Origin of the sequence: Streptomyces sp. NBC_00388 (assembly GCF_036061255.1) — a bacterium.
In the GTDB taxonomy this organism is placed as follows: Bacteria; Actinomycetota; Actinomycetes; order Streptomycetales; family Streptomycetaceae; genus Streptomyces.
Window position 1 is genome coordinate 1,118,260 of record NZ_CP107948.1, and the last position, 23,947, is coordinate 1,142,206.

The window sequence follows — 23,947 nt, forward strand, 5'->3', positions numbered from 1 at the left end:
TGACAGGGCGGACGCGATCCCGCGCGGTCGAACGTGACCGACGGACCGCCCCGCCGGCCGGCCGGGACGGCGAGGTCAGGAGAGCGGCGTGAGCACGGTGCGCCGGCCCGTTTCCGCCGGGGCGGTCCAGGCTTCCTCGACCCGGGAGAGCGGCACCGGCAGCGCGTTGACCGTGAGGGTCCCCGCCGACAGTTCCCCCATGAGGGACGGCAGTTCGGCGACGATCCCCGCGGCGGTGACGGAGCCCTGCCCGCTGCCCATGATCCGCAGATTGGCCGCGCGCAGCACGGAGGAGGGCAGGGTGATGTCCTGACCTGCCGTGGAGCCGATCTGGATCCAGTCCAGCGGGGCACTCCGCTCGGCGCGCCGGGCGATCAGGGCCGGGATGGCCAGCGCGGTGGGGGCGCCCCAGGTGTAGTCGATCACCACGTCGACGTCGGCCGCGGCTGCGCCCAGCCGGTCGGCGACCTCTGCCGGGTCACCGGTCAGCGGCACCACGCCGGTGGCCCCGAGCGCGGTGAGCAGCTCCAGGCGCTGCCGGTCCCGCCCGGCGGCGACGACACGGTGCGCGCCGAGACGGCGGGCGATCTGCACGGCCATCTGCCCCGCGTTCCCGGTCGCGCCCAGCACCAGCACGCTCTGTCCGCGCCGGAACGCGACCCTGCGGCGCAGCGCCACCCATGAGGACATCGCGGGGTTCACCGCCGCCGCGATGACCACCGGGTCGGCGTCCTCCGGCAGCGGGACCGCGCGGCGCGGATCGACCAGTGCCCGCTCGGCCATGGTGCCGGGCACGCCGTCGGCTGCCACGAAGTACACGCGCCGCCCGTCGGGGTGCCTGCCCACCCCGTCGACGCCGGGGATCAGCGGCAGCCGCCCGTCGCTGGTGTAGTGCGTCCCGTCGGCGCCCGAGCGGACCCGGGGGTGCAGGCCGGCGGCCAGCACGTCCACCAGGACGTTCCCTCCGGTCTCCCGCGGGGTGGGGAACTCCTCGTAGCGGGGCGGGTGGTCGAACGAGCGGACGACAGCGGCGTACATGGGACTCCTCGGCCGGTCGGAGGGCCTGCGCCCGGGACCGCCCCGGCGGGTTCCGCGCGGGCCCGGCTCCGGTGCGTGACCAGATTTAGTACGTGACCAAAACCAAATTAATTTGTGTCACGTACTATGTCAACTACGATGAGCCCATGACCGACGACGCCGGCACCACGCCCCCCGCAGCCTCCGCCCCCTCCCGCGCCGGGGCACCGGCCGCAGGAGCACCCCCGGCACCGGGCCGCACCGAGACCGCCACTGCCACCGCCCAGGACCCGGGCGACCTCGGGATCGTCGACAGCCTGGTCCAGCTGTCATTCCTGGTTCAGGGGGTACTGACGAGCGTCGCGGCCGAGCGTGGGCTGTCGGTCGTCCAGCTGCGCCTGCTCGGTGTACTGCGTGACCGCACGCCCGGAATGCAGGAACTCGCCCGGCATCTTGGGCTGGACAAGTCCAGCATGACCGGCCTGGTCGACCGGGCCGAGCGCCGTGGCCTGGTCCGCCGCGGCGCCGCGCCGCACGACGGACGCGCCGTACGGGTCGCCCTGACGGACGAGGGCCACGAACTGGCCCGTGCGACCACCGCCGACGCCGGCCGCCGGATCCACGCCCTCACCGCCGGCCTGGACGAGGCGCAGCGCTCCCGGCTCTCCGCGCTGGCGAGCACGCTCGTGACGGCCCGTACCGCGATCTGACGCCACCCGCGGACGGCAGGGCGGCCGCACCGGCGCCCGGTGGTGGAGCCGGACACATCCGGTGGCCCAGCAGTATCCCGCGTCACAACAGGGCGGCGGAATCAACCGGCGCGGCCCCGGGTTGTCGCCCACGGTACCCACGTGCCGTTCCGTCAGCCTTTTTCCCGAGGAGCTCGCCAAAGTGACCCCCACCGCCTTCTCCGACCGCGCGGCTCAGATCCTGTCCCGGCCCGTCACCCTGAACGGCCTGACCGTTCCGAACCGGATCGCGATGGCGCCCATGACCCGGCAGTTCTCACCGGGAGGCATACCGGGCGAGGACGTGGTCTCGTACTACGCGCGCCGGGCCGCCTCCGGGGTGGGCCTGATCGTCACCGAGGGCACCTACGTGGGGCACGCGTCGGCCGGGGACAGCGACCGGGTCCCGCGCTTCCACGGTGAGGAACAGCTCGCGGGCTGGTCGAAGGTCGTCGACGCCGTACACGCGGCGGGCGGCACGATCGTCCCCCAGCTGTGGCACATCGGCATGGCCCGCGCCGCCGGAAAGCCCCCGTTCGCCGACGCACCGGCCATGGGCCCCTCGGGCCTCCGTCTGCCGGCCGGCTCCGGTGAGGACGGCAAGGCCATGACGCAGCGGGACCTGGACGACGTCATCGGCGCGTTCGCGGAGGCCGCGGCCGACGCCGAGCGCATCGGCTTCGACGGGGTCGAGCTGCACGGCGCCCACGGCTACCTCATCGACCAATTCCTGTGGCAGGGCACCAACCGGCGTACCGACGCGTACGGCGGCGACGCGGTGGCCCGCACCCGGTTCGCGACGGAGATCGTGGCCGCGGTCCGCGCAGCTGTCTCACCGGCGTTCCCGGTGATCTTCCGCTTCTCCCAGTGGAAGATGCAGGAGTACGACGCGAAGCTCGCCGGGACGCCCGAGGAGCTGGACGCCCTGCTGACACCGCTCGCCGGAGCCGGCGTGGATGTCTTCCACGCGTCCACACGCCGTTACTGGGAGCCGGAGTTCGACGGCTCGGACCTGAACCTCGCGGGCTGGACGAAGAAGCTGAGCGGCAAGCCCGTCATCACGGTCGGATCGGTCGGCCTGGACAACGAGTTCAGCGGCGCGTTCCGTGGCGAGGGCTCGCAGGTCAAGGGGATCGAGAATCTGCTCGACCGCCTGGAGCGCGACGAGTTCGACCTGGTCGCCGTGGGCCGTGCGCTGCTGCACGACCCCCAGTGGGCGGCCAAGGTGCTGGACGGACGGTTCGGAGAGCTGGCCGCGTACGACCCGGCGGCCCTGCAGTCCCTCAGCTGAACCGGCGGGCCCGCCGCCCGGCTCCATGGCGGACCCGGCCGCCCGGCCGGACACCCTCCGCTGGTAAAGTGTTCGCACCCACAGGACGGTCACCCGGCCGACGGCCCGCCGCACCCGGCCGCCCGTCCCGTACGGCATACACACCGAGATCGTCGGCCTCGACGGTCCCCGGAAGCGCCCCTCTCACGCACCGCCGTGAGAGGGGCGCTGTGATTTCGGCGCGCGTCCGCCGGGTCACTCCGGGGGGCGAGGGCGACGGTCTCTCTCTGTTTCCCGACCGGTCGCTCCCACGGAAGGCACACCGCCATGGACCTCAGCGGTTTCCCCCGCCAGTTCGCCAGGACCCGCCGCTTCACCCTCGGCGTCCCCGGGCAGTTCACCGTCTCACCCGACGGTGAACGGGTGCTCTTCGTCCGGTCGGTGTCCGGCACCGACCCGCGCGGCCTGCTCTGGCTGTACGAGAACGGACAGGAACGCCTCCTCGCCCGCCCCCCTGCGACGTCGTCCGGCGTGACCGGGTACGCGACCGACCGGGACGCGCGGGTCGTCGCGTACGCCGTGGACGGCCGGCTCTGGACCGTCCGCGCGGACTCCGCAGCACCTCAGCACCCCGGCGGCGCCCCCGGGCACGGCGCGACCGCCGGCGCTCCTCGCCGCATCAGGACCGCGGGCCCGGTGACCGACCCGCGGCCCTCGCCCGACGGCACCCTGATCGCGTATGTGACCGGCGGCGCCCTGCGGGTGGTGCGGACCGACGGGACGGGCGACAGGCTGCTCGCCGCCCCCGAGAAAACCGAAGTCACCTACGGCCTCGCCGACTACGCGGCCCGCGCCTCCATCGGCAGGTCGCGCGGGTACTGGTGGTCCCCTCAGGGCGACGCGCTGCTGGTCGCCCGGGTCGACACCTCGATGGTGCGGCGCCGCTGGATCGCCGACCCCACCGACCCGGAGAAGCCGCCCGTCGCCATCCGCTACCCGGCGGCCGGCACGCCCAACGCCGAGACCTCACTGCACGTCGTCACGGCCGGAGGCGACCGTACCCGGGTGCCGCTCCCCCGCACGGCGCCCGGAGAGCCGGCGCAGCCCGGCAGATGGGACGCACCCGCCTTCGAGTATCTGGTCTCCGCCTCCTGGGGGGCCACCGGTCCCGTCGCCGTGCTCCAGACCCGGGACCAGCGCACGGTGTGGGTGGTCTCCCCCGACCCGGCCGGCGGCGCCTTCGAGGTGCGGGCCCGGGCGGCGGACGACGGATGGGTGGCGTTCCAGCCCGGCACCCCGCTGTACACGCCCGCGGGGGTACCGGTGCTGCCCGCCGTCCGCGGCGACGTCCGCGGCATCCGTATCGGTGACGTCCTCAGCCCCGCGGGGCTGTATGTCCGCGAGGTGCTGGGAGCCGTGGGCGAACGGGTCTTCTTCACCGCGAGCGAGGAGCCGGCCGAGGTCCATGTCTGGTCGTACGAGGAGAGTTCCGGCTTCGTGAGGCTGACGGACACACCCGGCGTGCACACGGCAGCCGCCGGCGGCGGCACGCTGGTCGTCGACAGCAGGACGGATGACGGCCAGTCGGTCACGGTCCGCCGGGCCGGGCGCCCCGACGGGCGGATCGCGGTGCTGGCCGAGGACCCGCTCGTCACTCCGGCGCCCGTTCATCTGTCCCTGGGCGTCAGGGAGTTGCGCAGCCGTCTGCACCTGCCCTCCTGGTACGAGCCGGGCCAGGAGCGGCTGCCGGTGCTGCTCAGCCCCTACTCGGGACCCGGTCTGCAGGTGGTGACCAGGGCACGGGGCTGGTACACCGCCGTCTGCCAGTGGTTTGCCGAGCAGGGCTTCGCCGTACTGGCCACGGACGGACGCGGCACCCCGGGCCGGGGCATCGCGTGGGAGCGGGCCATCACCGGCGACCGGCTGGGGCCCGTGCTGGAGGACCAGGCGGACGCGCTGCACGCGGCGGCGGAGCGGTACGACGCCCTGGACCTGGGGAGGGTGGCGATCCGGGGGTGGTCGTACAGCGGCTATCTCGCGGCGGGCGCCGTCCTGCACCGCCCGGATGTCTTCCACGCGGCGGTGGCGGGCGCCCCGCCCGCCGAGCGGCACCTGTACGACACGTACTGGGAGGAGCGCTTCCTCGGCCACCCCGGGGTCCTGCCCGAGGGGTACGAACGCTCCTCGCTGCTCCCCCACGCACCCGGTCTCTCCCGGCCGCTGATGCTGGTGCACGGGCTCGCCGACGACAACGTGGCGCCCGCCCATACGCTGCTCCTGTCGGCCGCGCTGCTGGCCGCCGGCCGTCCGCACACCGTCCTCCCGCTGTCCGGTACCGGACATCTGGTGCACCGCGAGGGCGTGGCGGACCAGTTGCTGCTCCTTGAACTCGACTTCCTCAGGAAGGCGCTGGGGGGCGATCACCTCAAGCACCCCGCCCAGCCGCTCGGACCTTCGGACGGAGGGCGGTCGGAGCCCTGGCGGTCGGAGCCCTGGCGGTCGGAGCCCTGAGCGGATCGCTGCGGCGTCCCGCAGCAGGTCCGGGGCCTCGCCGGTCCCGTCGTCCGCGACCGATCCGGGCGGGCGGGGTGTCCCCGATCCGCCGGGCGGTGGCGCGAGGCAAGGGGCGTGCGGCCGCGGACCGCCTCCGGGGCGCCGGAGCGAGCCGGGGAAGGCGGCCGGCCCCCGCTCGGACGGTCAACGCCCTCCCGGCCGCTGCCAGCAGGCGAGTACGTCCTCGGCCGTGGTGATGGTCGCGACGAGCGCGAGGGTGTTGCGGATCATCGCGGGGGTGTAGTCGGCGGGGACCCCCGCGATGGCGTCCGCGGGGACCACCACCGTGTAGCCGAGATTGACCGCGTCGAACACCGCGTTGGGGATGGCGACGTTCGCCGAGACCCCGGTGACGACCAGTGTGCGACAGCCCAGGTTGCGCAGCAGGGCGTCGACATCCGTGCCCGCCAGGGGCGAGAGGCCGTGCAGTCGCCGCACGACGAGGTCCTCGTCCGCCACCTCGACCGGCTCCGCCACCCTGACCGCATCCGTGCCCGTGTGCTGCTGGACGGGAAGGCGCCCGGCAGCCCGGAAGAGCCGGGCGTTGCGGCCGGATCCGCGCCCGTCGGGGCGGCGTTCCGCCACCGCGTGCACCACCTGGACCCCCGCTCCATGGGCGCGGTCGACCAGCCTGGCCACCCGCAGCAGGGCCCCCGACGCCCTTGCCTCGGCGGCCAGTTCGGGCAGGGCACTGCGGTGGCCCACGACGCCTTCCTGGCACTCGACGGTGAGCAGGACCGTCGTCGCGGGGTCGAGCTGTCGGACCAGCTGTTCGGACGACGGCATGGACCTCACCTCTCGTATGGCCCGGCCCGCCGGGCGGGCGGGACGGCGCGCGAGGCTAACGCCCATTGCGCCATGAGGGAAGAGGCTCCATGCTTTCTGACGCGCAGTCAGAACCGTGCGGGACGGAACCCGGACAGCCAGCGGAGGAGACATCCCATGACCGACACCCAGCGCCGAGGCCGCAGGATCATGATGACGGAAGCGGAGCGCGACATCTTCCTCGGCGAGCAGCGCACCTGCCGGGTGGCCACCGTCTCGGCCGACGGCCGTCCGCACGTGGGGGCCCTCTGGTTCCTCTGGGACAACACGTCACTCTGGCTGTACTCGCTGACCCGCAGCAGGCGCTGGTCCCAGCTCTCCCGCGATCCGCGGCTGGCCGTCGTGGTGGACGACGGCGAGGAGTACGGCGAGCTGCGGGGCGTCGAGCTCTCGGGCAGCGCGGTCGCCGTCGGCGAGACACCCCGCACGGGAGAGCCCTGCCCCGCACTGGACACGCCGGAGAAGCTGTTCGCGCGGAAGAACTTCGGGATGGATCTCATGCCGTACGACGGGCGGCACGCCTGGCTGCGGCTGACTCCGGACGCCGTGATCTCCTGGGACTTCCGCAAACTCGGCTGACCGACGGTGGCGCCGCTCAGCCGGACGCGCCGTCCGGGCCCGCGCCCTCCAGTTCCGCGCCCGCCGCGTACAGCGCGTCGACCGCCGCCCTGATGGACGGCCTGCGGTCCGCGTCGGCGCGCCAGATCGCGTACACATGACGCCGCAGCGCGTCCCGCACGGTGACGACCCGTACGCCGTCGGGCACCGGGCCCCGCCCCAGCCGGGGCGCGACCCCGACTCCGAGGCCGGCGGCGATCAGCGCCATCTGGGTGGGGTGTTCGCCCGCGACATGGGAGATCCGCGGCTCGAACCCCTTGCCCCCGAGGGTGAACATCAGCCACTCACGGCAGAACTCGCCCTCGGGCCAGGTGATCCACTCGTCCTGGGCGAACGCCTCCAGCTCCACCTCGGCGGCTCCTGCCATGGGGTGGGAGGCCGGCACCGCGATATCGGCGATGTCGTCGAAGAGGGCCCGCTTGGCCATCCCCTCGGGCATCGCCGTGGGCTTGTTGTACCAGTCGAGTACGACGGCCACATCGAGGTCGCCGCGCACCACGGCACGTACACCGTCCTCGCCCTCCAGTTCCTGCGAGCAGACGGCCAGTTGGGGATGGTCCGCGCGCAGGGCGGCGAGCACTCCGGGGAGAAGGCCGCGGGCCGCGGTGGGGAAGGCCGAGATCCGCAGCTCCCCGACCACCCGGCCGCGCTGGGCCTCCAGATCCGACTGGGCGAGTTCCACCTGGGAGAGGATCCGGGCGGCGTGGTCGGCGAGGAGGCGCCCCGCGTCGGTGAGGCGGATCCCCCTGCCGTTCTTCGCCAGCAGCGGCTGTCCCGCCTCGCGCTCCAGCTTGGCCAGTTGCTGGGAGACGGCCGAGGTGGTCACATGCAGCCCGTCGGCAGCCCCGCTCACCGAGCCGTGCCGGGCCACCGCATCGAGGATGCGCAGACGCTCCAGATTCAACATGTAAGCAATGCTAAGGCAACCACTCCACGTAATCTCGCTTGTGCTAAGAGATTGGCCGGACGAGAGTGGTCGGTATGAGCACCGTCTCTCCTGCCAGGACCGTGTCAGCACCGGTCGCCGCACCGCCGTCCGCCTCCGGCCGCACCGCCGTCGACTGGCGCATCCGCTTCGTCCTGCTCTCCCTGATCTGGGGGTTCAGCTTCCTGCTGATCAAGGTGGGCACCGAGGGCTACGCACCCTTCCAGGTCACCTTCGGCCGCCTCTTCTTCGGCACCGCCGTGCTGGCCGTGGCCATCGTCATCAGGCGGGAGCGGCTGCCGCGCGGGGCGCGGACCTGGGCGCACCTCGCGGTCGCCGCCCTGCTGCTGAACGCGGCGCCGTTCTCCCTCTTCGCCTTCGCCGAACAGACCATCCCGTCGACGCTGGCCGGGATCTGCAACGCCACCTCGCCGCTGTGGGGCATGGCGCTCTCCCTGGTCGCGCTCTCCGAGGACCGGCCGACCCGCCGCAGGGTCGCCGGACTCGGGCTCGGATTCCTCGGCGTACTGACCGTACTGGGGGTCTGGCAGGGCTTCTCCGGGCTGGACTTCCGGGGCACCGCGCTCGCCCTGCTGGCCTCCCTGTGCTATCCGGTGGGCTGGATCTACCTGCGGCGCACCCTGGGCAGGACCGGCCACTCCGCCCTCGCGATGACCGGCTCCCAGCTCGCCGTCGCCACCGTCGAACTGGCCGTGGTCACACCGCTGTTCACCTCGCTCCCCGCGTCGTTCCCGGTGGCGCCGCTGCTCGCCGTCGCCGCCCTCGGGGCGCTGGGCACCGGTGTCGCGCTGCTGCTGCAGTACGGGCTGGTGACCGAAGTCGGCCCGACCACCGCACAGATGGTCACGTACTTCGTCCCGGTGATCGCCACCGCGGCGGGCGTCGCGCTGCTCGGCGAGAACATCGGCTGGAACACCCCCGTCGGCGCGGTCGTCGTGCTGGCCGGCGCCGCCCTGACACAGAGCAGGCCGCGCGGGCGCGGGCGGAACGGCGCGCCGGTTCAGTCGTAGCGCCTGCCGGGTGCGGGACCCGCCGCCGACGCGACGGCGTCGGCGACGGGAGCGATGTCGCCGGGTCCGAGCGCCGAGACCGTGACACGCACGGCCGGCGGAGCTGCCATCCGGAACCGGGCACCGGGCGCGACGGCCCAGCCGGAGTGCAGCAGCCGCGCCACCGCCCCGGTCTCGTCCGGCACCGGCACCCACACATTCATCCCGCTGCGGCCCCAGGCGTCGAGGCCCCGCTCGTTCAGGGCCCCGATCAGGGCCTCCCGGCGGCGCCCGTACGACAGCGACACCCCGGACACGTCGACGGCCCCCGTGGTCCACAGGTGGACGACCGCGCTCTGGAGCAGATGGCTGACCCAGCCGGGCCCCAGCCGCTGGCGGCCCAGCACCCGGTCCACCGTGACCGCGTCCCCGGTGAGCACGGCGAGTCGCAGGTCGGGCCCGTACGCCTTGGACGTGGACCGCACGAAGGCCCAGGCGTCCACCGCCCCGGCGAGGGGACTCAGGGGCAGGTCCACGATCCCGTGACCGTGGTCGTCCTCGATGAGCAGCACCCCGGGGCGGGCGCGCAGCACGTCCCGCAGCGCCCCGGCCCTGGCCGGGCTCACCGCGGCGCCCGTGGGGTTCTGCGCACGGGCGGTGACCACGAGCGCGCGGGCTCCCTCGCTCAGTGCCCGTGCCACCTCGCCGGGCAGCGGCCCCTCCTCGTCGAGCCCCATCGGCACCGCGCGCAGCCCCAGCGCCGGTACGAGATCGAGCAGGGCGCCCCAGCCGGGGTCCTCGATGGCGACGGCGTCTCCCGGCTTGAGGTGGGCGGCCAGCACCCGCTCGATCCCGTCGAGGGAGCCGGACACTACGGCGACCGGCCCCTGCGGCACCCCGTCGGCGGCGAGAGCCGCGCGCGCGAGCCGTTCGAGCTCCGGGTCCACGCCCGCCTGCCCGTAGAGCACGGCCCGCGCGTCACTGCGCGCGGCGGCGGCCGCCAGGGCTCCGGCCAGTGGCGGCAGCAGCGCGCGGTCCGGGCTGCCCGACGCGAGGTCGCGCACCCCCGCGGGAATGTCGGCCCGGACGGATTCACGTCCTGTACTGGCAGGCCGTGGCCGCACCCGGCTCCCCCTGCGCCCGTCCGTCGCGATCACCCCGCGGTCGCGGAGCACCCGGTACGCGGCACCCACCGTGTTCGGATTGACCCCCAGCTGAACCGCCAACTCCCTGAGTGGTGGCAGCAGTTGCCCCGGGGCGAGCACCCCGGAGCCGACCGCCCGCTCCACGCTCGCGGCGATGTCCGTTGCACGGCGGCCTTCGATCCCATACTCTCCTAGCACAAACAAGATTATGCACTAATGCAATGGAGTACGCAATGTCCGAGACCCCTCCGGCCTCCCCCGGGCAGCAGGACGCGCCCTACGCACCGACCGCCCGGACCGTGCCGACCCGGGCACGGGAGCGTGCCTCGTACGACCGCGAACTGGTGCACTCGGTCCTGGACGAGGGATACGTCTGCCATCTCGGGTTCGTCCGCGACGGCGCGCCCGTCGTACTGCCGACGCTGTACGCACGCGTCGGCGAGCGCCTCTACATACACGGCTCGACGGGCTCCCGTCCGCTGCGGACGGCCGGCGCCACGGATCCCGGCATGGCGGTGTGCCTGACGATCACCCATGTCGACGGCCTCGTCCTCGCACGGTCCGCCTTCCACCACTCGATCAACTACCGCTCCGTGGTGGTCCACGGCACGGCCCGCCGGGTGACCGGCGCCGACGAGCGGCGCACCGCGCTCGACGCGATCGTCGAGCAGGCCGTGCCGGGCCGGTCCCAGGACTCGCGTCCGGCCGACGCCAAGGAGCTGGCGGCCACCGCGGTGGTGCGGCTGGACCTCGACGAGGTCTCCGCCAAGGTCCGTACCGGCGGCCCCAGCGACGAGCCGGAGGACCTCGCCCTGCCGTACTGGTCGGGAGTGGTACCCCTGAGCCGCGGATACGGAGCGCCCGTCCCCTCGGACGACCTCGACCCCGGCATCGCCCTGCCGGGGTACCTCGCCCGGCTCTGAACAGCCCGGACGGGGCCGGGGCCGCGGTGCCGGCCCGCTCAGACCGGCACCGGCCGGCGCCGCGCGGCAGCCGCCCGCATCTCCCCGTACGCGAGACCGGTGACGGCAGCGAGCAGCAGGAGCGTCCCCAGGCCCATGCCGGCGGTGAGCCGCTCCCCGAGAAGTGCCACGGCGATGACCGCGGCGCTCACCGGTTCGAGCAGCATGATCACCGAGACCGTGGCGGACCGCACCACCGCGGCTCCGGCGAAGTACAGGGCATAGGCGAGCGCGGTCGGCACCGCGGCCACATACGCCAGCAGGCCCAGCACCCTGCCCGGTTCGACGGTGTGCGGAAGGAGCCCCTCCGCCACCGCGAGCGGCAGCAGTACGACGGTGCCCGCGGCGAAGGACCAGGCCGTCGTCGCCAGCGGGTCGCCGCCACCGCCCCGGCCGGCCCACCGGGTCAGCAGGGTCATCGCGGCGTATCCGGCGGCGGAGAGCAGCGCCCAGCCGACGCCCGCCGGGCGTACGGCCGCACTCCCCCCGCCCAGGACCAGGACGAGAAGCCCGCCGAGCGCACCCGTGACGGCGGCGAGCCCGCCGGCGCCGAGGCGCTCCCCCAGGGTCAGCCGGGCGCCGACGGCGATGAGCACGGGGCCCGCCCCGAGGGTGACCACGGTGGCCACGGCGAGCCCGGTGAGCTGGACGGCGGCGAAGTACGCCACCTGGAAGAGCGTGAAGGCGAGGCCGGTCGCGGCGGTGCCGAGGACGGCCCTCCGGCGCGGTCCGCCGGGGCGGGCCGCACCTCGCGGGCGGCGCGGGGCGCGCGCCGCGAGCAGCAGCACCAGACCGCCGGCGCAGCGCCAGAAGGTGAGGGAGACGGGCCCGAGATCGCTGGCCCGGTAGAGCAGCGTCGCCGCGGCTCCGGCGGTGCCCCACGCCGCTCCGGCGACGGACAGATAGATGAGACTCCTGCGGACGGACAGCCCGGCGGCAGGGTTCGGCGCATGCGTCACGTACTTCTCCATGAGGAAGACAGGGAAAGGCGGTCGCTGAACTCCGTATGCGGGCAGCGGCGAACCGCCCGGGGACAACCCGGGCCCGGTCCTCGTCAGGAGGTGTGGCCGCCCGCGCTAGGCAGCGGGGGGCGGCAGTACGGTGAGAAGCATGGCCACACCCTACGGGGAGTTCTCAGGTGGTGGCCCGCCCGGCAGGCATTTCCGCCGCCGCGCCGGGCGTCGCTCCGGCCACCGGTCCGGTGGGGGGCCTGGGAGCCGAGGACTGGGCGACGAACGCGCCCAGCAGCACCACCACCCCGCCCGCGATCTGCGGGGCGGAGAGGTGTTCGCCGAGCAGCACCCAGGCGAGCACCGTCGCGATGACCGCTTCGAGGCAGGCGACCACCCCGGCCACCTGCGGGGAGAGCCTGCGGACCGAGACGACTCCGAAGACATACGCGACGACCGTGGCGATCAGCACGATCCAGCCGAGCAGCAGCCAGGCGGGGACCGCCACCCCGTTCATCCGGGCGTCCCCGGCGAGCAGTGACCAGTCCATCCGCCAGGGACGGGCGACCACGGTCAGCAGGGCGGTCCCGACGAGGAGTCCGTACGCGATGACTCCCAGCGGGTCGGCCCGGTCGGCGCCGTCGCCGCCGTGGTCCGAGAGGACGAAGTAGCCGACCTGGCAGCAGGCGGCGCCCAGCGCGAGCAGCAGCCCGAACGCGTCGAAGCTCAGCCCGGACCAGATCTCGACCACGCAGGCGAGCCCTCCGGCCGCGAGCACCACACCGAAGGCCGCGGCGCGCGTCACCGGCCTGCGCTGCACGAACCGGACCCAGCCCAGGACCAGCGCGGGCGCCAGATACTCGACCAGCAGGGCGACCCCGACGGGGATCCGCGAGAGGGCCGCGAAGTAGCAGGCCTGGACGCCCGCGACGGCGAGCAGCCCGAAGCCGAGGAGCAGGGCGGGCCTGCGCCGTACGAGACCGCGGTGGCGCCAGGCGACGGGAAGCATCACCAGGGCGGCACCTGCCACCCGCAGCCAGACCACGTGCAGCGGGTCGAGCCCCGCCTCGATCAGCGGCTTGGCCGCGACACCCGATCCACCGAACGCAAAGGCCGACACCAGGGCGAGCCCCAGGCCGACGCTCTTTCCCCGAGACGCACGCATCGGCACATCATGGCAGGTGGGGCCGGGAGCGTCAGCACCGGCGGGCGCCGCTCTCCACACGCTCCGAGAGGAGTTCCGCGTCCACTCCGGCGCGGCCCAGCACCTCCACGGCGCGGCACTCGCGGTCGCGGGCGAGCGCGGCCAGCAGGTCCAGCCCGCCGGCCCGCCTGTCGCCGTCCCTGCGCGCTCTCCCCAGAGCGCCCTCCATGGCCGCGACCGCCGCGGGCGACCAGCCGGTCACGCCCTGCTCGGCGACCAGCGGTACGGCCCCCGAATCCTCCACCGACCCCTGCCAGCGCAGCCCGTAGCCGATACTCCGCTGCACGAGGTAGCCCAGCACCCTGGCCACCTGGGCGCCGCCGTCGAAAGCGGCCCGTACCTCGGGGTCGGTCTCGACCACCGAGTGCAGCAGGTGGGCCGTATCGATCTGACGGTCGCCGTCCCGCAGCGCACGCCGGCGTGCGCCCGCCACGACCGTTGCCAGTTCCACGGTGAGCCTGGCTTCGATGCCGGCCCGGGACGGGGCGGGCTGTTCGTCCGGCTGGATAGGGCTCTGCACATCTCCCAGCTCATCAGCCGGCCGCGCCCGGAACATCCCCGGCGGGGAGCATTCAGCCGTCCGCCGGTAGTTGGGCACACCGGTGCGGGCTCTCCTCCTTACGGATGAGGGAGCCTGCCGGGCATCGCACCGGCGCGCGCCCCCTGGGGCCCGGCCGCCCGGAGCGCCGCGGAACGCTCCCGCACTCCGCCCCGGCAGGACCCCCCAGGAGATCTGACGACTCATCAGTATTGAATGTTCCGGTACCAGGAGTTACGTTCCGCGCCATCACAACCCGACGAGAAGGGGTGGTCGCATGGCCGAAGTCAGCGCCGGGGCCCGCATCGAGGCACCGGCCGAGAAGGTCTGGTCCCAGCTGACCGACTTCAGCGCGTACGGCGAGTGGAACGCGACCCACACCAGCTTCCCGAAGGGCGGCCCGGCCACGCTCGCGGTGGGCGCCACCTTCGAGGAGAACATGAAGCTCATGGGCTTCCCGGCGGAGGTGAACTGGACCGTGTCCGAGCTGGAACCCGCGGCCCTCCTGGTCACCCGGGGCAAGGGGCCGATGGGCGTCAGCCTCGCGATGCGCTACTCGCTGACCCCGGACGGCGGCGCCACCCTGGTCCGCATCCAGGGCGAGTTCACGGGAGCGGCCGTCTCACTGATGGCCGGCAAGCTCAAGGACTCGGCGACCACCGCGCTCCAGGAGTCGCTGCGCAGGCTCGCCGGCCTGGTGACCTGAGCCCACCCGGAGCCGGCACGACGGCGGCGCCCCCGCGGAATCCCGCGGGGGCGCCGCCTGCCGGCCCGGATGGCGCTCAGTCCTCATCGGCGAGAATCAGATAGAGCTTCTTGCGGGATTCGCCGATCACGGCGATCGCCTTCGTGCGCTGCTCCGGCGTACCGGTCCGCCACACCTGGCTGAACGCCTCCATCAGCCCGAAGCCGGCCTGCCGGATCTCGTTCATCGTCTCCCAGTCACCGCCGCGCCCGGCCTCCTCCCAGGGGGCGTCCGGCCCCTCGTCGGCGGCAGTGCGCCCCGGCGCGGTGAGCGTGAACAGCTTCTTGCCGCCCTCGCTCTCGCTGGCGATCAGACCCTCGTCCTCAAGCAGCTGGAGCGTCGGGTAGACCGAGCCGGGGCTGGGGCGCCAGGCCCCGCCGCTGCGCTCGCCGATCTCCTGGATCATTTCGTATCCGTGCATCGGGCGGTCCTTGAGCAGCGCCAGGATCGACGCGCGTACGTCACCGCGGCGCGCCCTCCCCCGGGGTCCGCCCCTGCCGCCGCGCCCGCCGTGCGGGCCGCCGAACGGCGGGCCGAACGGCCCGAAGGCGCCACGGCGCCCTTCGAAGTCTCCTTCGCCCCGAGGGCCGGGGCCGCCATGTCCATGACCATGTGTGAATCCATGGGAACGCATCGCACTCACTTCCTTCTATCTTTGATCGGTCGCGATGCGTCAACGATATATCGGTAGTGTTCGTTTGGCAATCCTTTCCGGGCCACCTCCCGGAGAGTGGCCTTGGCCTGCGGCGTTTCCCCGTGCTTACGGTCTGTCCATGCGCATACGAATCGTCGACGCCTTCACCGACCGCCCCTTCGCCGGCAACCCCGCAGGGGTGCTCCTCCTCGACTCCTTCCCGGACGACGCCTGGCTCCAGAGCGTGGCGGCGGAGGTGAACCTGTCCGAGACCGCCTTCGCCCACCCGCTGCCCGCGGGGGGCGAGGCCGACTGGGCGCTGCGCTGGTTCACCCCGGCCACCGAGGTCGACATGTGCGGCCACGCCACGCTCGCGACCGCCCACGTCCTGCACACCACGGGAGCCGCTACGGGCACGGTCCGCTTCATCGCGCGCTGCGGACTGCTCACCGCGACGGCCGGCGACGACGGCACGATCACCTTGGACTTCCCCACGTCCCCGCTCACCCCGGAGGCCGTTCCGGCCGGTCTCGGCGAGGCGCTGGGTGCCAGGATCACCGGCGTGCACGGCACCGGGGCACACATCGGGGACCTGCTGGTCGAAGTCGCGGACGAAGCGGCCGTCCGCTCGATGTCGCCCGACTTCGCCGCACTCAGGACCCACTCCCGGCGGGGCATCGTTGTGACCGCCGCCGCCGACGACCCGGCGCGCGGCTACGACTACGTGTCGCGTGGCTTCTTCCCCGGTGTCGGCATCGACGAGGACCCGGTCACCGGCAGCGCCCACACCGCTCTGGCCCCGTTCTGGTCCGCCCGGCTCGGCCGCGACGACCTGACAGGTCTCCAGGCCTCGGCCCGCTCCGGCCTCGTCCGCACGTCACTGCGCGGCGACCGGACGCTGCTCACCGGAAGCGCGGTCACCGTCATCGACGGTGATCTGCACGCCTGAGAGGGGCCCGTGGAGAACGGGGGGACGGAGGCAGCCACGGCCCGGTGCCAGTACTCCCGGGGACAAGCGGCGCTCCCGGGGACACGCACAGGGGGCGTACGGGATCCCCGTACGCCCCCTGCACCGACACCCGCACGCACCGCGCCCGCACCCGCGCCCGCACCCGCGCCCGCACCCGGGCCCGGTCCGCCGCGGCGCTCATCCGGTGGGCAGCCACCCCACCTTGCCGGCGAGCAGCGCGTAACCGACGAACGCCCCGATATCGATCAGCGAGTGCGCGACGACCAGCGGCCCGACCCGCCCCCACCGCCGGTACAGCAGCACGAACACCACGCCCATCGCCACATTTCCGAGAAACCCGCCGACCCCCTGGTAGAGGTGGTACGAGCCGCGCAGCACCGCGCTCGCCGCCAGGGCAGCCACCGGGGTCCACCCGAACTGCCCCAGCCTGCGCAGCAGGTAGCCGACGACGATGACCTCCTCCAGTACGGCGTTCTGCACCGCCGAGAGGATCAGCACCGGGATCTTCCACCACACGTCGGGCAGCGACTCGGGCACCACGGTCAGGTTGAACCCGGTGGCCCGCGCGCCCAGGTAGAAGGCGAGGCCCACGCTGCCGATCCCCGCCGCGATCAGCAGCCCGCGGCCCGCGTCGGCGCGGAGCCGCGTCCGGTCGAAGCCGATCGCCCGCAGGCCCGATCCCTCCCGCAGCAGCAGGTGCGCCACCAGGGCGACCGGCACCAGGGCCGTCGCGATACCGAAGAGCTGCCAGGCGAGATCCAGCCAGGGGCGCCCCGGCGCGTACGAACCGTTGAGATTGGCCGCCTGGTGCTTGAGCCCCCCGGGTTTGGTCAGCGCCCCGACGAAACTGATGAGTGCCGAAACGCCGCTCGCGCCGAGCGAGAGGGCGAGTACCAGCACCGTCTCGGACCGCAAGAACCGCTGGGACGCCCCCTCCACAGGAACAAATTCGGCCACGCGCTCGCCCTCCGCCTGCACACCTGCCTCCAGTCGGCCAGTCACGCCTCGTCCCCGCCACCGTCTCCCAGCGTCTCCAATGCGGATACGGGGAGCACGCACGACAGGCCGGGGGACCGGCGCCGATTCGACGGCGCGCTCCCCTTCCTCCCGTCCGTCCTCAAGGAGCGTCCGCGAGGGAGGAGCAACACCGCATGGGACGTCACAGCTTGCCCGATGGCCCCCTGGCACCGGCACCCCGGCCCCTGCCGGCGCGCCCCCTCCCGCGGGGCAGGCCCGCGGGAGACAGCCCCGCGGCACGATCACAGCCCGCGGGCCGTCACCGCCGCCGGGATGCCCTCGGGCCAGGAGTGCACCGGTTCTCCGGCCGCCATCAGTTCGGCGTAGCGACGGGTGGTGAACGCCAGCGCCTCACGCCGCCCGAGCCCCGTCTCCAGCGCCCGGTGGAACGTGTCGACCTGCCAGGAAGCCCCGTTCATCCGGCGCCTGCACCGCTCCTCGATGACCCCGAGGTAGCGGTCGCGGTCCGCGGCCTCGATCCCCCAGGCATCCAGCCCGGCTGCGGCCAGCGGCAGCAGCTCGTCCCTGACGAGCTGCACCGCGGACACCGTCATGACACCACCGGAACGCCCGGACCCCGGCCACTGGAGCTGGGCCTCGATCCCGTACCGGCAGGCCGCTTCGAAGTTGCGTGCCGCCGCTTCGAAGGGCAGCCGCTTCCACACCGGGCGGACATCGTCGGCGAGCGCCCGCACCAGTCCGTAGTAGAAAGCGGCGTTGGCCATCACATCCGTGACGGTGGGCCCGGCGGGCAGCACCCGGTTCTCGACCCGCAGGTGCGGTACGCCGTCGGCCACGTCGTAGACCGGGCGGTTCCAGCGGTAGACGGTTCCGTTGTGCAGCACGAGCTCCTGAAGGGCCGGCACCCCGCCGTCGTCGAGGACGCGCAGCGGGTCCTCGTCGCCGCACAGCGGCAGCAGCGGCGGGAAGTAGCGGAGGTTCTCCTCGAAGAGGTCGTACGCCGAGTCGATCCAGCGCTCACCGAACCACGTCCGCGGGCGCACCCCCTGGGCCCGCAGCTCCGGCGGGCGCACATCGGTCGCCTGGAGGAAGAGCGGTGGCCGCGACTCCCGCCAGAGCTCCTTGCCGAACAGGAAGGGCGAGTTGGCGCCGAGCGCGATCTGTACCGCGGCCACGGCCTGCGACGCGTTCCACACGTCGGCGAAGCGCGCGGGTGTGACCTGGAGGTGCAACTGCACGGACGTACAGGCGGATTCGGGCGCGATCGAGGCGGAGGTGCAGGTCAGCCGCTCCACACCGGTGATATCGAGGTCGAAGTCCTCACCTCGGGCAGCGCGCATCCCGTCGTTGAGAAGGGTGTAGCGGTCGGCGTCCGAGAGGTTCGCCGTCACGAGATCCTCCGGCCCGAGCGTGGGCAGAATACCGATCATCACGATCCCCGCGTCGACCTCCGCGGCTTTTCTGTGCGCATAGGCGAGACCGGTGCGGAGCTCCTCCGCCAGCTGATCGAAGACCCGGCCGCCCAGCCGGTGCGGGATAATATTCACTTCGAGATTGAACATCCCGAGTTCCGTCTGGAAATCCCGGCTCGCGATCCGGTCGAGAACCTCCGCATTCATCATTCGCGGCATGCCGTCGGGGCCTGCCAGATTGAGTTCGATCTCCATCCCCATCAGATTCCTCGGACGGTCGAACCTCTCGTCGGCCAACAGTCGCTCCAGCACCTCCAGGCACTGCTGAAGCTTCCTCCGGTACCGCTGCCGACCTGACGGATCGACTCCGTCTGCCTCTAGCTTCTCCCCCATCGGCGGGCCTCTCCACGCGTGTGCGGCCACCGCGGCGGCGGCTCGGGTCACGGTCGATAATGCCCACACCCGGTGATCCGTAACTCCCCGCGCGGGGTTCGGAGCGAGTAGGGTGACGCAGAGATCCCGCGTGGCACATTCGCCAGGCATGACGCCTGGAGCAGTTTCCCCCTCGGTGAAGCCTGTGAAGCTCTGTGAACATGGTGAAAACGACCGGCCGTTTTCGGCCGACCACTCGCACCGGGAACGGCAAGGCCAGGCGAGTGCAGGCCCGTTAAATGGGGATGAACTCCGCAGGAAAAAGACCGGATACCGACTTGTTTGCAATACGCACGTCAGCTAGCTGAAACACCGTGTGAACACGTGTCGTATAAACTCCGCAAACGAGGCAGAGAGTTGATGCCCCGGCCCCGGGAGAGCGCGACACCCTTCCACGCCCTACGGCCCTCTCTGCCCCTGCCCGCTGACAGCGCCGTCCGCACCGCCCACGCATCAACGTGTCTCCGAAGTGAGAGGCGACCCACATCATGCCGCTGTATGTCCCTCCGGCTCCCGCGCCGGCCCTGCGCAGCGTCCTCGCGGCCCTCGGCTCCCCTACTGCCGTACGCGAGGCCCGAACCCCGGCCCTCCGCTCCGCCGCCGGGCCGCTCACCCCCGAACTGCCCCTTCCTGTTTACGTACTGGACCGGATCATGCCGAGCGGCGGGACCCCGCGCACCCGGCTCACCGGATGGCGTTTCCTGATCCACAGCGGTGACCGCCCGGTGGCCGCCGCCGACACGAAGCTCACCGCCGACGGCTGGACCTTCTCGCACTTCTTCGAGGGCCCTTACGCCACCGCCACCGGGAGCGCTCTGCGTCAGGCCGAGGCCATGGACACACCGTTCCAGCCGAGGCTGCTGTCCGTGCCGGAGCTCTACATGCTGACGCTGTGGCTGCACGGTGACACCGCGGCCGACGCGTCGGCCTCCGGCACGATGCCTGCCCCCACGGATCTCCTCGTGCCCCTCGCTCCCGCCCCGCCGGGCATCGCCGCGCACCGGCCGCACCGGGTATCGGAGCTGCTGCCGGTGATGACGATGCGGCTGTCGCCCCCGCTGCTCGGCTCTCCCGCCTGACGGCGCCCCAGCACCACCGCGCGCCCCGTGACCGCCCCACGGTCGCGGGGCGCGGCGCGCTCTCCCCCATCCGGACTAGCCCGGTCGGGCCACTCCCGAACCACCCGAAGAGACAACCGAGTTGAGCCGAACCGTCCGCACGGGTGATGCGTCCCTATGCTGTAGCAAGTGCTGCCGGGAAATCCCTGCGGATCGACGCCCGTGGGGCAACACTGGGACCACCGACTGAAAACGGGGGCGGCCATGACATCCGCATCGAGCCGCAGGACACTCACTACAACGCAGCGAAAGAACGCATCCATGTGCCAGCACCAGCCAACCTGCCCGTCAGCCGCCTCCCCCGACCGGGAGGCCGCGCTCCTCGTGGCTCACCACCCGGAGCAGGGCTGGAGTCTGCTGTGCAACGGCGTCCTCGTCTTCGAGGACACCGGCGAACTACTGCCCGACGGCCGGATCATCGCGCCGCACCGCCCGCTGGGTTCGGGACTGGCGACCGCCGCCTGACCCCCGCCACGAGAAGAAGCAGCACCGGCCGGCAGAGAGCACCGGGCTGCTGAACCGACGCACGGAGCCCGCGTACGGAAGAGGTACGGCACGGGCAGGGACGACGAAGGGCCGGCCCGGGTGGATTCCCGAACCGGCCCTCCCGCATGTCCGTCAGCTGTCGTACGCGTCCAGCGGCGGGCAGGAGCAGACGAGGTTGCGGTCGCCGAAGGCCCCGTCGATACGGCGCACCGGCGGCCAGTACTTGTCGGCGGGAGAGACACCGGCCGGGAAGACGGCCTCCTCGCGGGTGTACGCGTGAGTCCACTCACCGCCCAGTGCCGCCGCGGTGTGCGGGGCGTTGCCCAGGGGGTTGTCGTCCGCCGCCCACTCCCCCGACGCGACCTTCTCGATCTCGGCGCGGATCGCGATCATCGTGTCGCAGAACCGGTCGAGCTCAGCCAGGTCCTCGCTCTCGGTGGGCTCGATCATCAGCGTCCCGGCCACCGGGAACGACATCGTCGGCGCGTGGAAGCCGTAGTCGATGAGGCGCTTGGCCACGTCGTCGACGCTCACACCCGTCGCCTTCGACAGCGGCCGCAGATCGACGATGCACTCGTGCGCGACCAGCCCGTGGGGGCCGGTGTACAGCACCGGGTAGTGCGGTTCGAGGCGCTTGGCGATGTAGTTGGCGGCCAGCACGGCCACCTGCGTCGCCCGCTTGAGTCCCTCGCCACCCATGAGACGTACGTACGCCCAGGAGATCGGCAGGATCCCGGCCGAGCCCCACGGTGCGGCCGAGACCGGGCCGACGCCGGTCGCGGGGCCCGCGGCCGGCTGGAGCGGGTGGTTGGGGAGATAGGGCGCCAGGTGGGCCCGTACGCCGACGGGGCCGACGCCGGGGCCACCGCCGCCGTGCGGGATGCAGAAGGTCTTGTGCAGGTTGAGGTGCGAGACGTCCGAGCCGAACCTGCCGGGCTTGGCGAGCCCGACGAGCGCGTTCAGGTTGGCGCCGTCGACATACACCTGGCCGCCCGCGTCGTGCACGGCGGCGCAGATGTCGGTGATGTGCTCCTCGAAGACACCGTGGGTCGAGGGGTAGGTGACCATGAGCACCGACAGCTCGTCGCGGTACTGCTCGATCTTGGCGTTCAGGTCGTCGACATCGACGTCCCCGTCCTCGCGGGTCCTCACGACGACGACCTTCATCCCGGCCATCACGGCGCTGGCCGCGTTGGTGCCGTGCGCCGACGACGGGATGAGGCACACGGTACGGGCGGTGTCGCCGTTGGCCCGGTGGTAGGCGCGCACGGCCAGCAGACCGGCCAGCTCGCCCTGGGAGCCCGCGTTGGGCTGGAGCGAGACCTTGTCGTAGCCGGTGACCTCGGCGAGCCGGTCCTCCAGCTCATGGATGAGCGTCAGATAGCCCTGTGCCTGCTCGACCGGGGCGAAGGGGTGCATCGCACCGAACTCGGGCCAGGTGACCGGCTCCATCTCGGTGGTGGCGTTGAGCTTCATGGTGCAGGAGCCGAGCGGGATCATGCCGCGGTCGAGCGCGTAGTCGCGGTCGGCGAGCTTGCGCAGGTAGCGCAGCATGGCGGTCTCGGAGCGGTGCTGGTGGAAGACCGGGTGAGTGAGGACGGTGTCCTGGCGCAGCAGCCCGGCGGGCAGGGCGTCGGCAGTCGACTCGTCCAGCGCCTCGATGTCGCCCCCGGCGCCGAAGGCGGCCCAGACGGCGGCCAGCTGGGCGCGGGTGGTGGTCTCGTCGCAGGATACGGAGATCAGGTCCGCGTCGACCTGGTGCAGGTTGACCCCGCCCTCGCGGGCCGCAGCGGCGACCTCCGCGGCCCTGCCCCCGGTCCGTACCGTCAGAGTGTCGAAGTAGTCGCCGTCCACGACGTCGACGCCGGCCGCACGCAGCCCGGCGGCGAGGATCGCGGCGTACCTGTGGGTGCGCCGGGCGATCTCGCGCAGACCGTCGGGGCCGTGGTAGACCGCGTACATCCCCGCCATCACGGCGAGGAGCACCTGCGCGGTGCAGATGTTGCTGGTGGCCTTCTCGCGGCGGATGTGCTGTTCGCGGGTCTGGAGGGCCAGCCGGTACGCCTTGTTGCCGTCGGCGTCGACGGAGACACCGACGAGCCGCCCCGGCAGGCTGCGCGCGAACTTCTCACGCACCGCCATGAACCCGGCGTGCGGGCCGCCGAAGCCCATCGGGACGCCGAACCGCTGTGTCGTGCCGACGGCGATGTCGGCGCCCAGCTCACCGGGCGAGGTGAGCAGCGTCAGCGCCAGCAGATCGGCGGCCACGGTGACGATCGCGCCCAGCTCGTGGGCCTGCTCGATGAGGGGGGCGAGGTCGCGCACCCGGCCGGAGGCGCCCGGGTACTGGAGCAGCACGCCGAAGACCCCGCGCTCGGCCACCTCGGCCGGGATGCCGTCGCCGAGGTCGGCGACGACGACCTCCACGCCGGCCGGCTCGGCCCGCGTCTCGATCACCGCGACGGTCTGCGGAAGGGCGTCGGCGTCGACCAGGAAGACACCGCTCTTGACCTTCCCGACGCGGCGGGCGAGAGACATCGCCTCGGCCGCGGCCGTGCCCTCGTCCAGCAGCGACGCACCCGATGTGGGCAGGCCCGTCAGGTCGGCGACGACGGTCTGGAAGTTCAGCAGCGCCTCCAGGCGCCCCTGGGAGATCTCCGGCTGGTAGGGCGTGTACGCCGTGTACCAGGCGGGGTTCTCCATGACGTTGCGCAGGATGACCGGGGGCGTGAACGTGCCGTAGTAGCCGAGCCCGATCATCGGCGCGAGTACCTGGTTGCGGTCGGCGAGCGAACGCAGTTCGGCGAGGACCTCGGCCTCGGTACGGGCGTCCGGCAGGTTCAGCGCCTCGGTGCTCTTGATCACCTCGGGGACGGCAGCCGAGGTGAGCTCCGCGAGAGAGCCGTATCCGACATGGGCGAGCATCTTGGCCTGGGCCCCGGCGTCGGGCCCGATGTGGCGCTGCTCGAAGGGGATGCCACGCTCCAGCTGGGAGAGCGGAATGCGGTGGGCTGTCATGACGGAGGCCTCCTGGTCGACGCGACCTGCGAGGGGTACCACGGCATGGGTACCCGGACGGCCTCCCCCTCTGTCATCTCAACCTGAGAGTTTCACCGGCCCGTCGTTCGACGTGCCCGCTTTCACCGTCGGTGAGGTAGGGATCCGGACGTGCCCGCCCGACGCCCGCCCTGCTTTCCAGAGTGACCTCGTCCGCGCGGTACGTGTGCCTGAGAGATTCCGGGGAGGATTTGCTCCTTCGGCGCCCCCGGACGACGTGTCCGAAGGGCTCTCCCGCGCGGGGTCAGCAGCCACCGGCCAGCCTACCAGCGAGCCACTTCGCACGATGTTCGAGTGGCCGATGGCCCGGATCTGGACTTCCCTGAGGGGGAGACCTTCCCAGGGGGCGGACACACCGCTGGTTCGTTGC

The 23,947-nt window shown here is 72.7% G+C and carries 21 protein-coding genes and 1 riboswitch; of the genes, 10 read left to right on the forward strand and 11 right to left on the reverse strand.

Translation table 11 applies throughout. The annotated features are described in order from the left end of the window. Positions 1–75: 75 nt before the first annotated feature. Positions 76–1,038, reverse strand: coding sequence for a quinone oxidoreductase family protein (locus OG917_RS05100; protein WP_328316326.1), 963 nt, complete (start codon positions 1,036–1,038; stop codon positions 76–78). A gap of 146 nt (positions 1,039–1,184) precedes the next feature. Here OG917_RS05100 and OG917_RS05105 point away from each other — a divergent pair, with 146 nt between their 5' ends. The 3 genes from OG917_RS05105 (at position 1,185) to OG917_RS05115 (ending at position 5,526) form a co-directional block, all read left to right on the forward strand. After that, positions 1,185–1,727 (forward strand): MarR family winged helix-turn-helix transcriptional regulator, encoded by a 543-nt coding sequence (locus OG917_RS05105; protein ID WP_328316327.1) that lies wholly within the window; start codon positions 1,185–1,187, stop codon positions 1,725–1,727. A 181-nt stretch (positions 1,728–1,908) separates the two neighbouring features. Next, positions 1,909–3,036: an NADH:flavin oxidoreductase gene (locus OG917_RS05110; RefSeq protein WP_328316329.1), complete on the forward strand. Its 1,128-nt coding sequence runs from the start codon at positions 1,909–1,911 to the stop codon at positions 3,034–3,036. Positions 3,037–3,342: 306 nt separating this feature from the next. Beyond that, positions 3,343–5,526 carry a S9 family peptidase gene (locus tag OG917_RS05115; RefSeq protein ID WP_328316330.1) on the forward strand — a complete coding sequence of 728 codons (2,184 nt, stop codon included), beginning with the start codon at positions 3,343–3,345 and terminating at the stop codon, positions 5,524–5,526. Positions 5,527–5,712: 186 nt separating this feature from the next. On the opposite strand, the gene OG917_RS05120 is transcribed toward OG917_RS05115, so the two are convergent. Next, positions 5,713–6,354, reverse strand: coding sequence for a cysteine hydrolase (locus OG917_RS05120; protein WP_328316331.1), 642 nt, complete (start codon positions 6,352–6,354; stop codon positions 5,713–5,715). A gap of 156 nt (positions 6,355–6,510) precedes the next feature. Here OG917_RS05120 and OG917_RS05125 point away from each other — a divergent pair, with 156 nt between their 5' ends. Then, on the forward strand, positions 6,511–6,972 hold the full coding sequence (locus tag OG917_RS05125) for a pyridoxamine 5'-phosphate oxidase family protein (protein ID WP_328316333.1): 462 nt from the start codon (positions 6,511–6,513) through the stop codon (positions 6,970–6,972). A 16-nt stretch (positions 6,973–6,988) separates the two neighbouring features. Here OG917_RS05125 and OG917_RS05130 read toward each other — a convergent pair whose 3' ends face one another. Continuing rightward, entirely contained in the window at positions 6,989–7,918 is a 930-nt protein-coding gene (locus OG917_RS05130) for a LysR family transcriptional regulator (protein ID WP_328316334.1), read from the reverse strand. A gap of 74 nt (positions 7,919–7,992) precedes the next feature. Between OG917_RS05130 and OG917_RS05135 the strand changes: the two genes are divergently transcribed. Continuing rightward, positions 7,993–8,967 (forward strand): DMT family transporter, encoded by a 975-nt coding sequence (locus tag OG917_RS05135; protein WP_328316335.1) that lies wholly within the window; start codon positions 7,993–7,995, stop codon positions 8,965–8,967. On the opposite strand, the gene OG917_RS05140 is transcribed toward OG917_RS05135, so the two are convergent. Further along, positions 8,958–10,289: an aminotransferase class I/II-fold pyridoxal phosphate-dependent enzyme gene (locus OG917_RS05140; protein WP_328316336.1), complete on the reverse strand. Its 1,332-nt coding sequence runs from the start codon at positions 10,287–10,289 to the stop codon at positions 8,958–8,960. The genes OG917_RS05135 and OG917_RS05140 overlap by 10 nt on opposite strands. Positions 10,290–10,324: 35 nt before the next feature. Here OG917_RS05140 and OG917_RS05145 point away from each other — a divergent pair, with 35 nt between their 5' ends. Beyond that, positions 10,325–11,014 (forward strand): pyridoxamine 5'-phosphate oxidase family protein, encoded by a 690-nt coding sequence (locus tag OG917_RS05145; RefSeq protein ID WP_328316337.1) that lies wholly within the window; start codon positions 10,325–10,327, stop codon positions 11,012–11,014. Positions 11,015–11,052: 38 nt separating this feature from the next. Here the strand turns inward: OG917_RS05145 and OG917_RS05150 are convergent, their stop codons facing one another. The 3 genes from OG917_RS05150 to OG917_RS05160 all read right to left on the reverse strand — a co-directional run bounded on the left by OG917_RS05150 (position 11,053) and on the right by OG917_RS05160 (position 13,763). Continuing rightward, positions 11,053–12,024 (reverse strand): DMT family transporter, encoded by a 972-nt coding sequence (locus tag OG917_RS05150; RefSeq protein ID WP_328316338.1) that lies wholly within the window; start codon positions 12,022–12,024, stop codon positions 11,053–11,055. A 163-nt stretch (positions 12,025–12,187) separates the two neighbouring features. Continuing rightward, complete coding sequence (locus OG917_RS05155) at positions 12,188–13,168, reverse strand: EamA family transporter (RefSeq protein ID WP_328316339.1); 981 nt, start codon at positions 13,166–13,168, stop codon at positions 12,188–12,190. 31 nt (positions 13,169–13,199) lie between these two features. Then, positions 13,200–13,763, reverse strand: coding sequence for a Clp protease N-terminal domain-containing protein (locus OG917_RS05160; protein ID WP_328321664.1), 564 nt, complete (start codon positions 13,761–13,763; stop codon positions 13,200–13,202). Between the two features lie 259 nt (positions 13,764–14,022). Here OG917_RS05160 and OG917_RS05165 point away from each other — a divergent pair, with 259 nt between their 5' ends. Further along, complete coding sequence (locus tag OG917_RS05165; RefSeq protein WP_328316340.1) at positions 14,023–14,451, forward strand: type II toxin-antitoxin system Rv0910 family toxin; 429 nt, start codon at positions 14,023–14,025, stop codon at positions 14,449–14,451. Between the two features lie 76 nt (positions 14,452–14,527). Here OG917_RS05165 and OG917_RS05170 read toward each other — a convergent pair whose 3' ends face one another. Next, positions 14,528–15,124 (reverse strand): PadR family transcriptional regulator, encoded by a 597-nt coding sequence (locus OG917_RS05170; RefSeq protein WP_328316341.1) that lies wholly within the window; start codon positions 15,122–15,124, stop codon positions 14,528–14,530. 139 nt (positions 15,125–15,263) lie between these two features. Here OG917_RS05170 and OG917_RS05175 point away from each other — a divergent pair, with 139 nt between their 5' ends. Beyond that, positions 15,264–16,073, forward strand: a complete 810-nt coding sequence (locus OG917_RS05175) for a PhzF family phenazine biosynthesis protein (RefSeq protein WP_328316342.1) — start codon at positions 15,264–15,266, stop codon at positions 16,071–16,073. 198 nt (positions 16,074–16,271) lie between these two features. Here OG917_RS05175 and OG917_RS05180 read toward each other — a convergent pair whose 3' ends face one another. Next, positions 16,272–17,072 carry a CPBP family intramembrane glutamic endopeptidase gene (locus OG917_RS05180; RefSeq protein WP_443059059.1) on the reverse strand — a complete coding sequence of 267 codons (801 nt, stop codon included), beginning with the start codon at positions 17,070–17,072 and terminating at the stop codon, positions 16,272–16,274. 281 nt (positions 17,073–17,353) lie between these two features. Beyond that, complete coding sequence (locus tag OG917_RS05185; protein ID WP_328316343.1) at positions 17,354–18,877, reverse strand: glutamate--cysteine ligase; 1,524 nt, start codon at positions 18,875–18,877, stop codon at positions 17,354–17,356. 527 nt (positions 18,878–19,404) lie between these two features. Between OG917_RS05185 and OG917_RS05190 the strand changes: the two genes are divergently transcribed. Together OG917_RS05190 and OG917_RS05195 are read left to right on the forward strand one after the other, a co-directional pair. Further along, the gene (locus OG917_RS05190; RefSeq protein WP_328316344.1) at positions 19,405–19,995 is read left to right on the forward strand and encodes a hypothetical protein; all 591 of its coding nucleotides are present in this window, start codon (positions 19,405–19,407) and stop codon (positions 19,993–19,995) included. 300 nt (positions 19,996–20,295) lie between these two features. Continuing rightward, positions 20,296–20,499: a DUF5999 family protein gene (locus OG917_RS05195; RefSeq protein WP_328316345.1), complete on the forward strand. Its 204-nt coding sequence runs from the start codon at positions 20,296–20,298 to the stop codon at positions 20,497–20,499. 153 nt (positions 20,500–20,652) lie between these two features. On the opposite strand, the gene gcvP is transcribed toward OG917_RS05195, so the two are convergent. Continuing rightward, a complete protein-coding gene (gcvP, locus tag OG917_RS05200; RefSeq protein ID WP_328316346.1) occupies positions 20,653–23,538 on the reverse strand; it encodes an aminomethyl-transferring glycine dehydrogenase in 2,886 nt (961 codons plus the stop codon). Between the two features lie 187 nt (positions 23,539–23,725). Beyond that, a riboswitch (glycine riboswitch) is annotated at positions 23,726–23,824 on the reverse strand. Between the last annotated feature and the right edge of the window lie 123 nt (positions 23,825–23,947).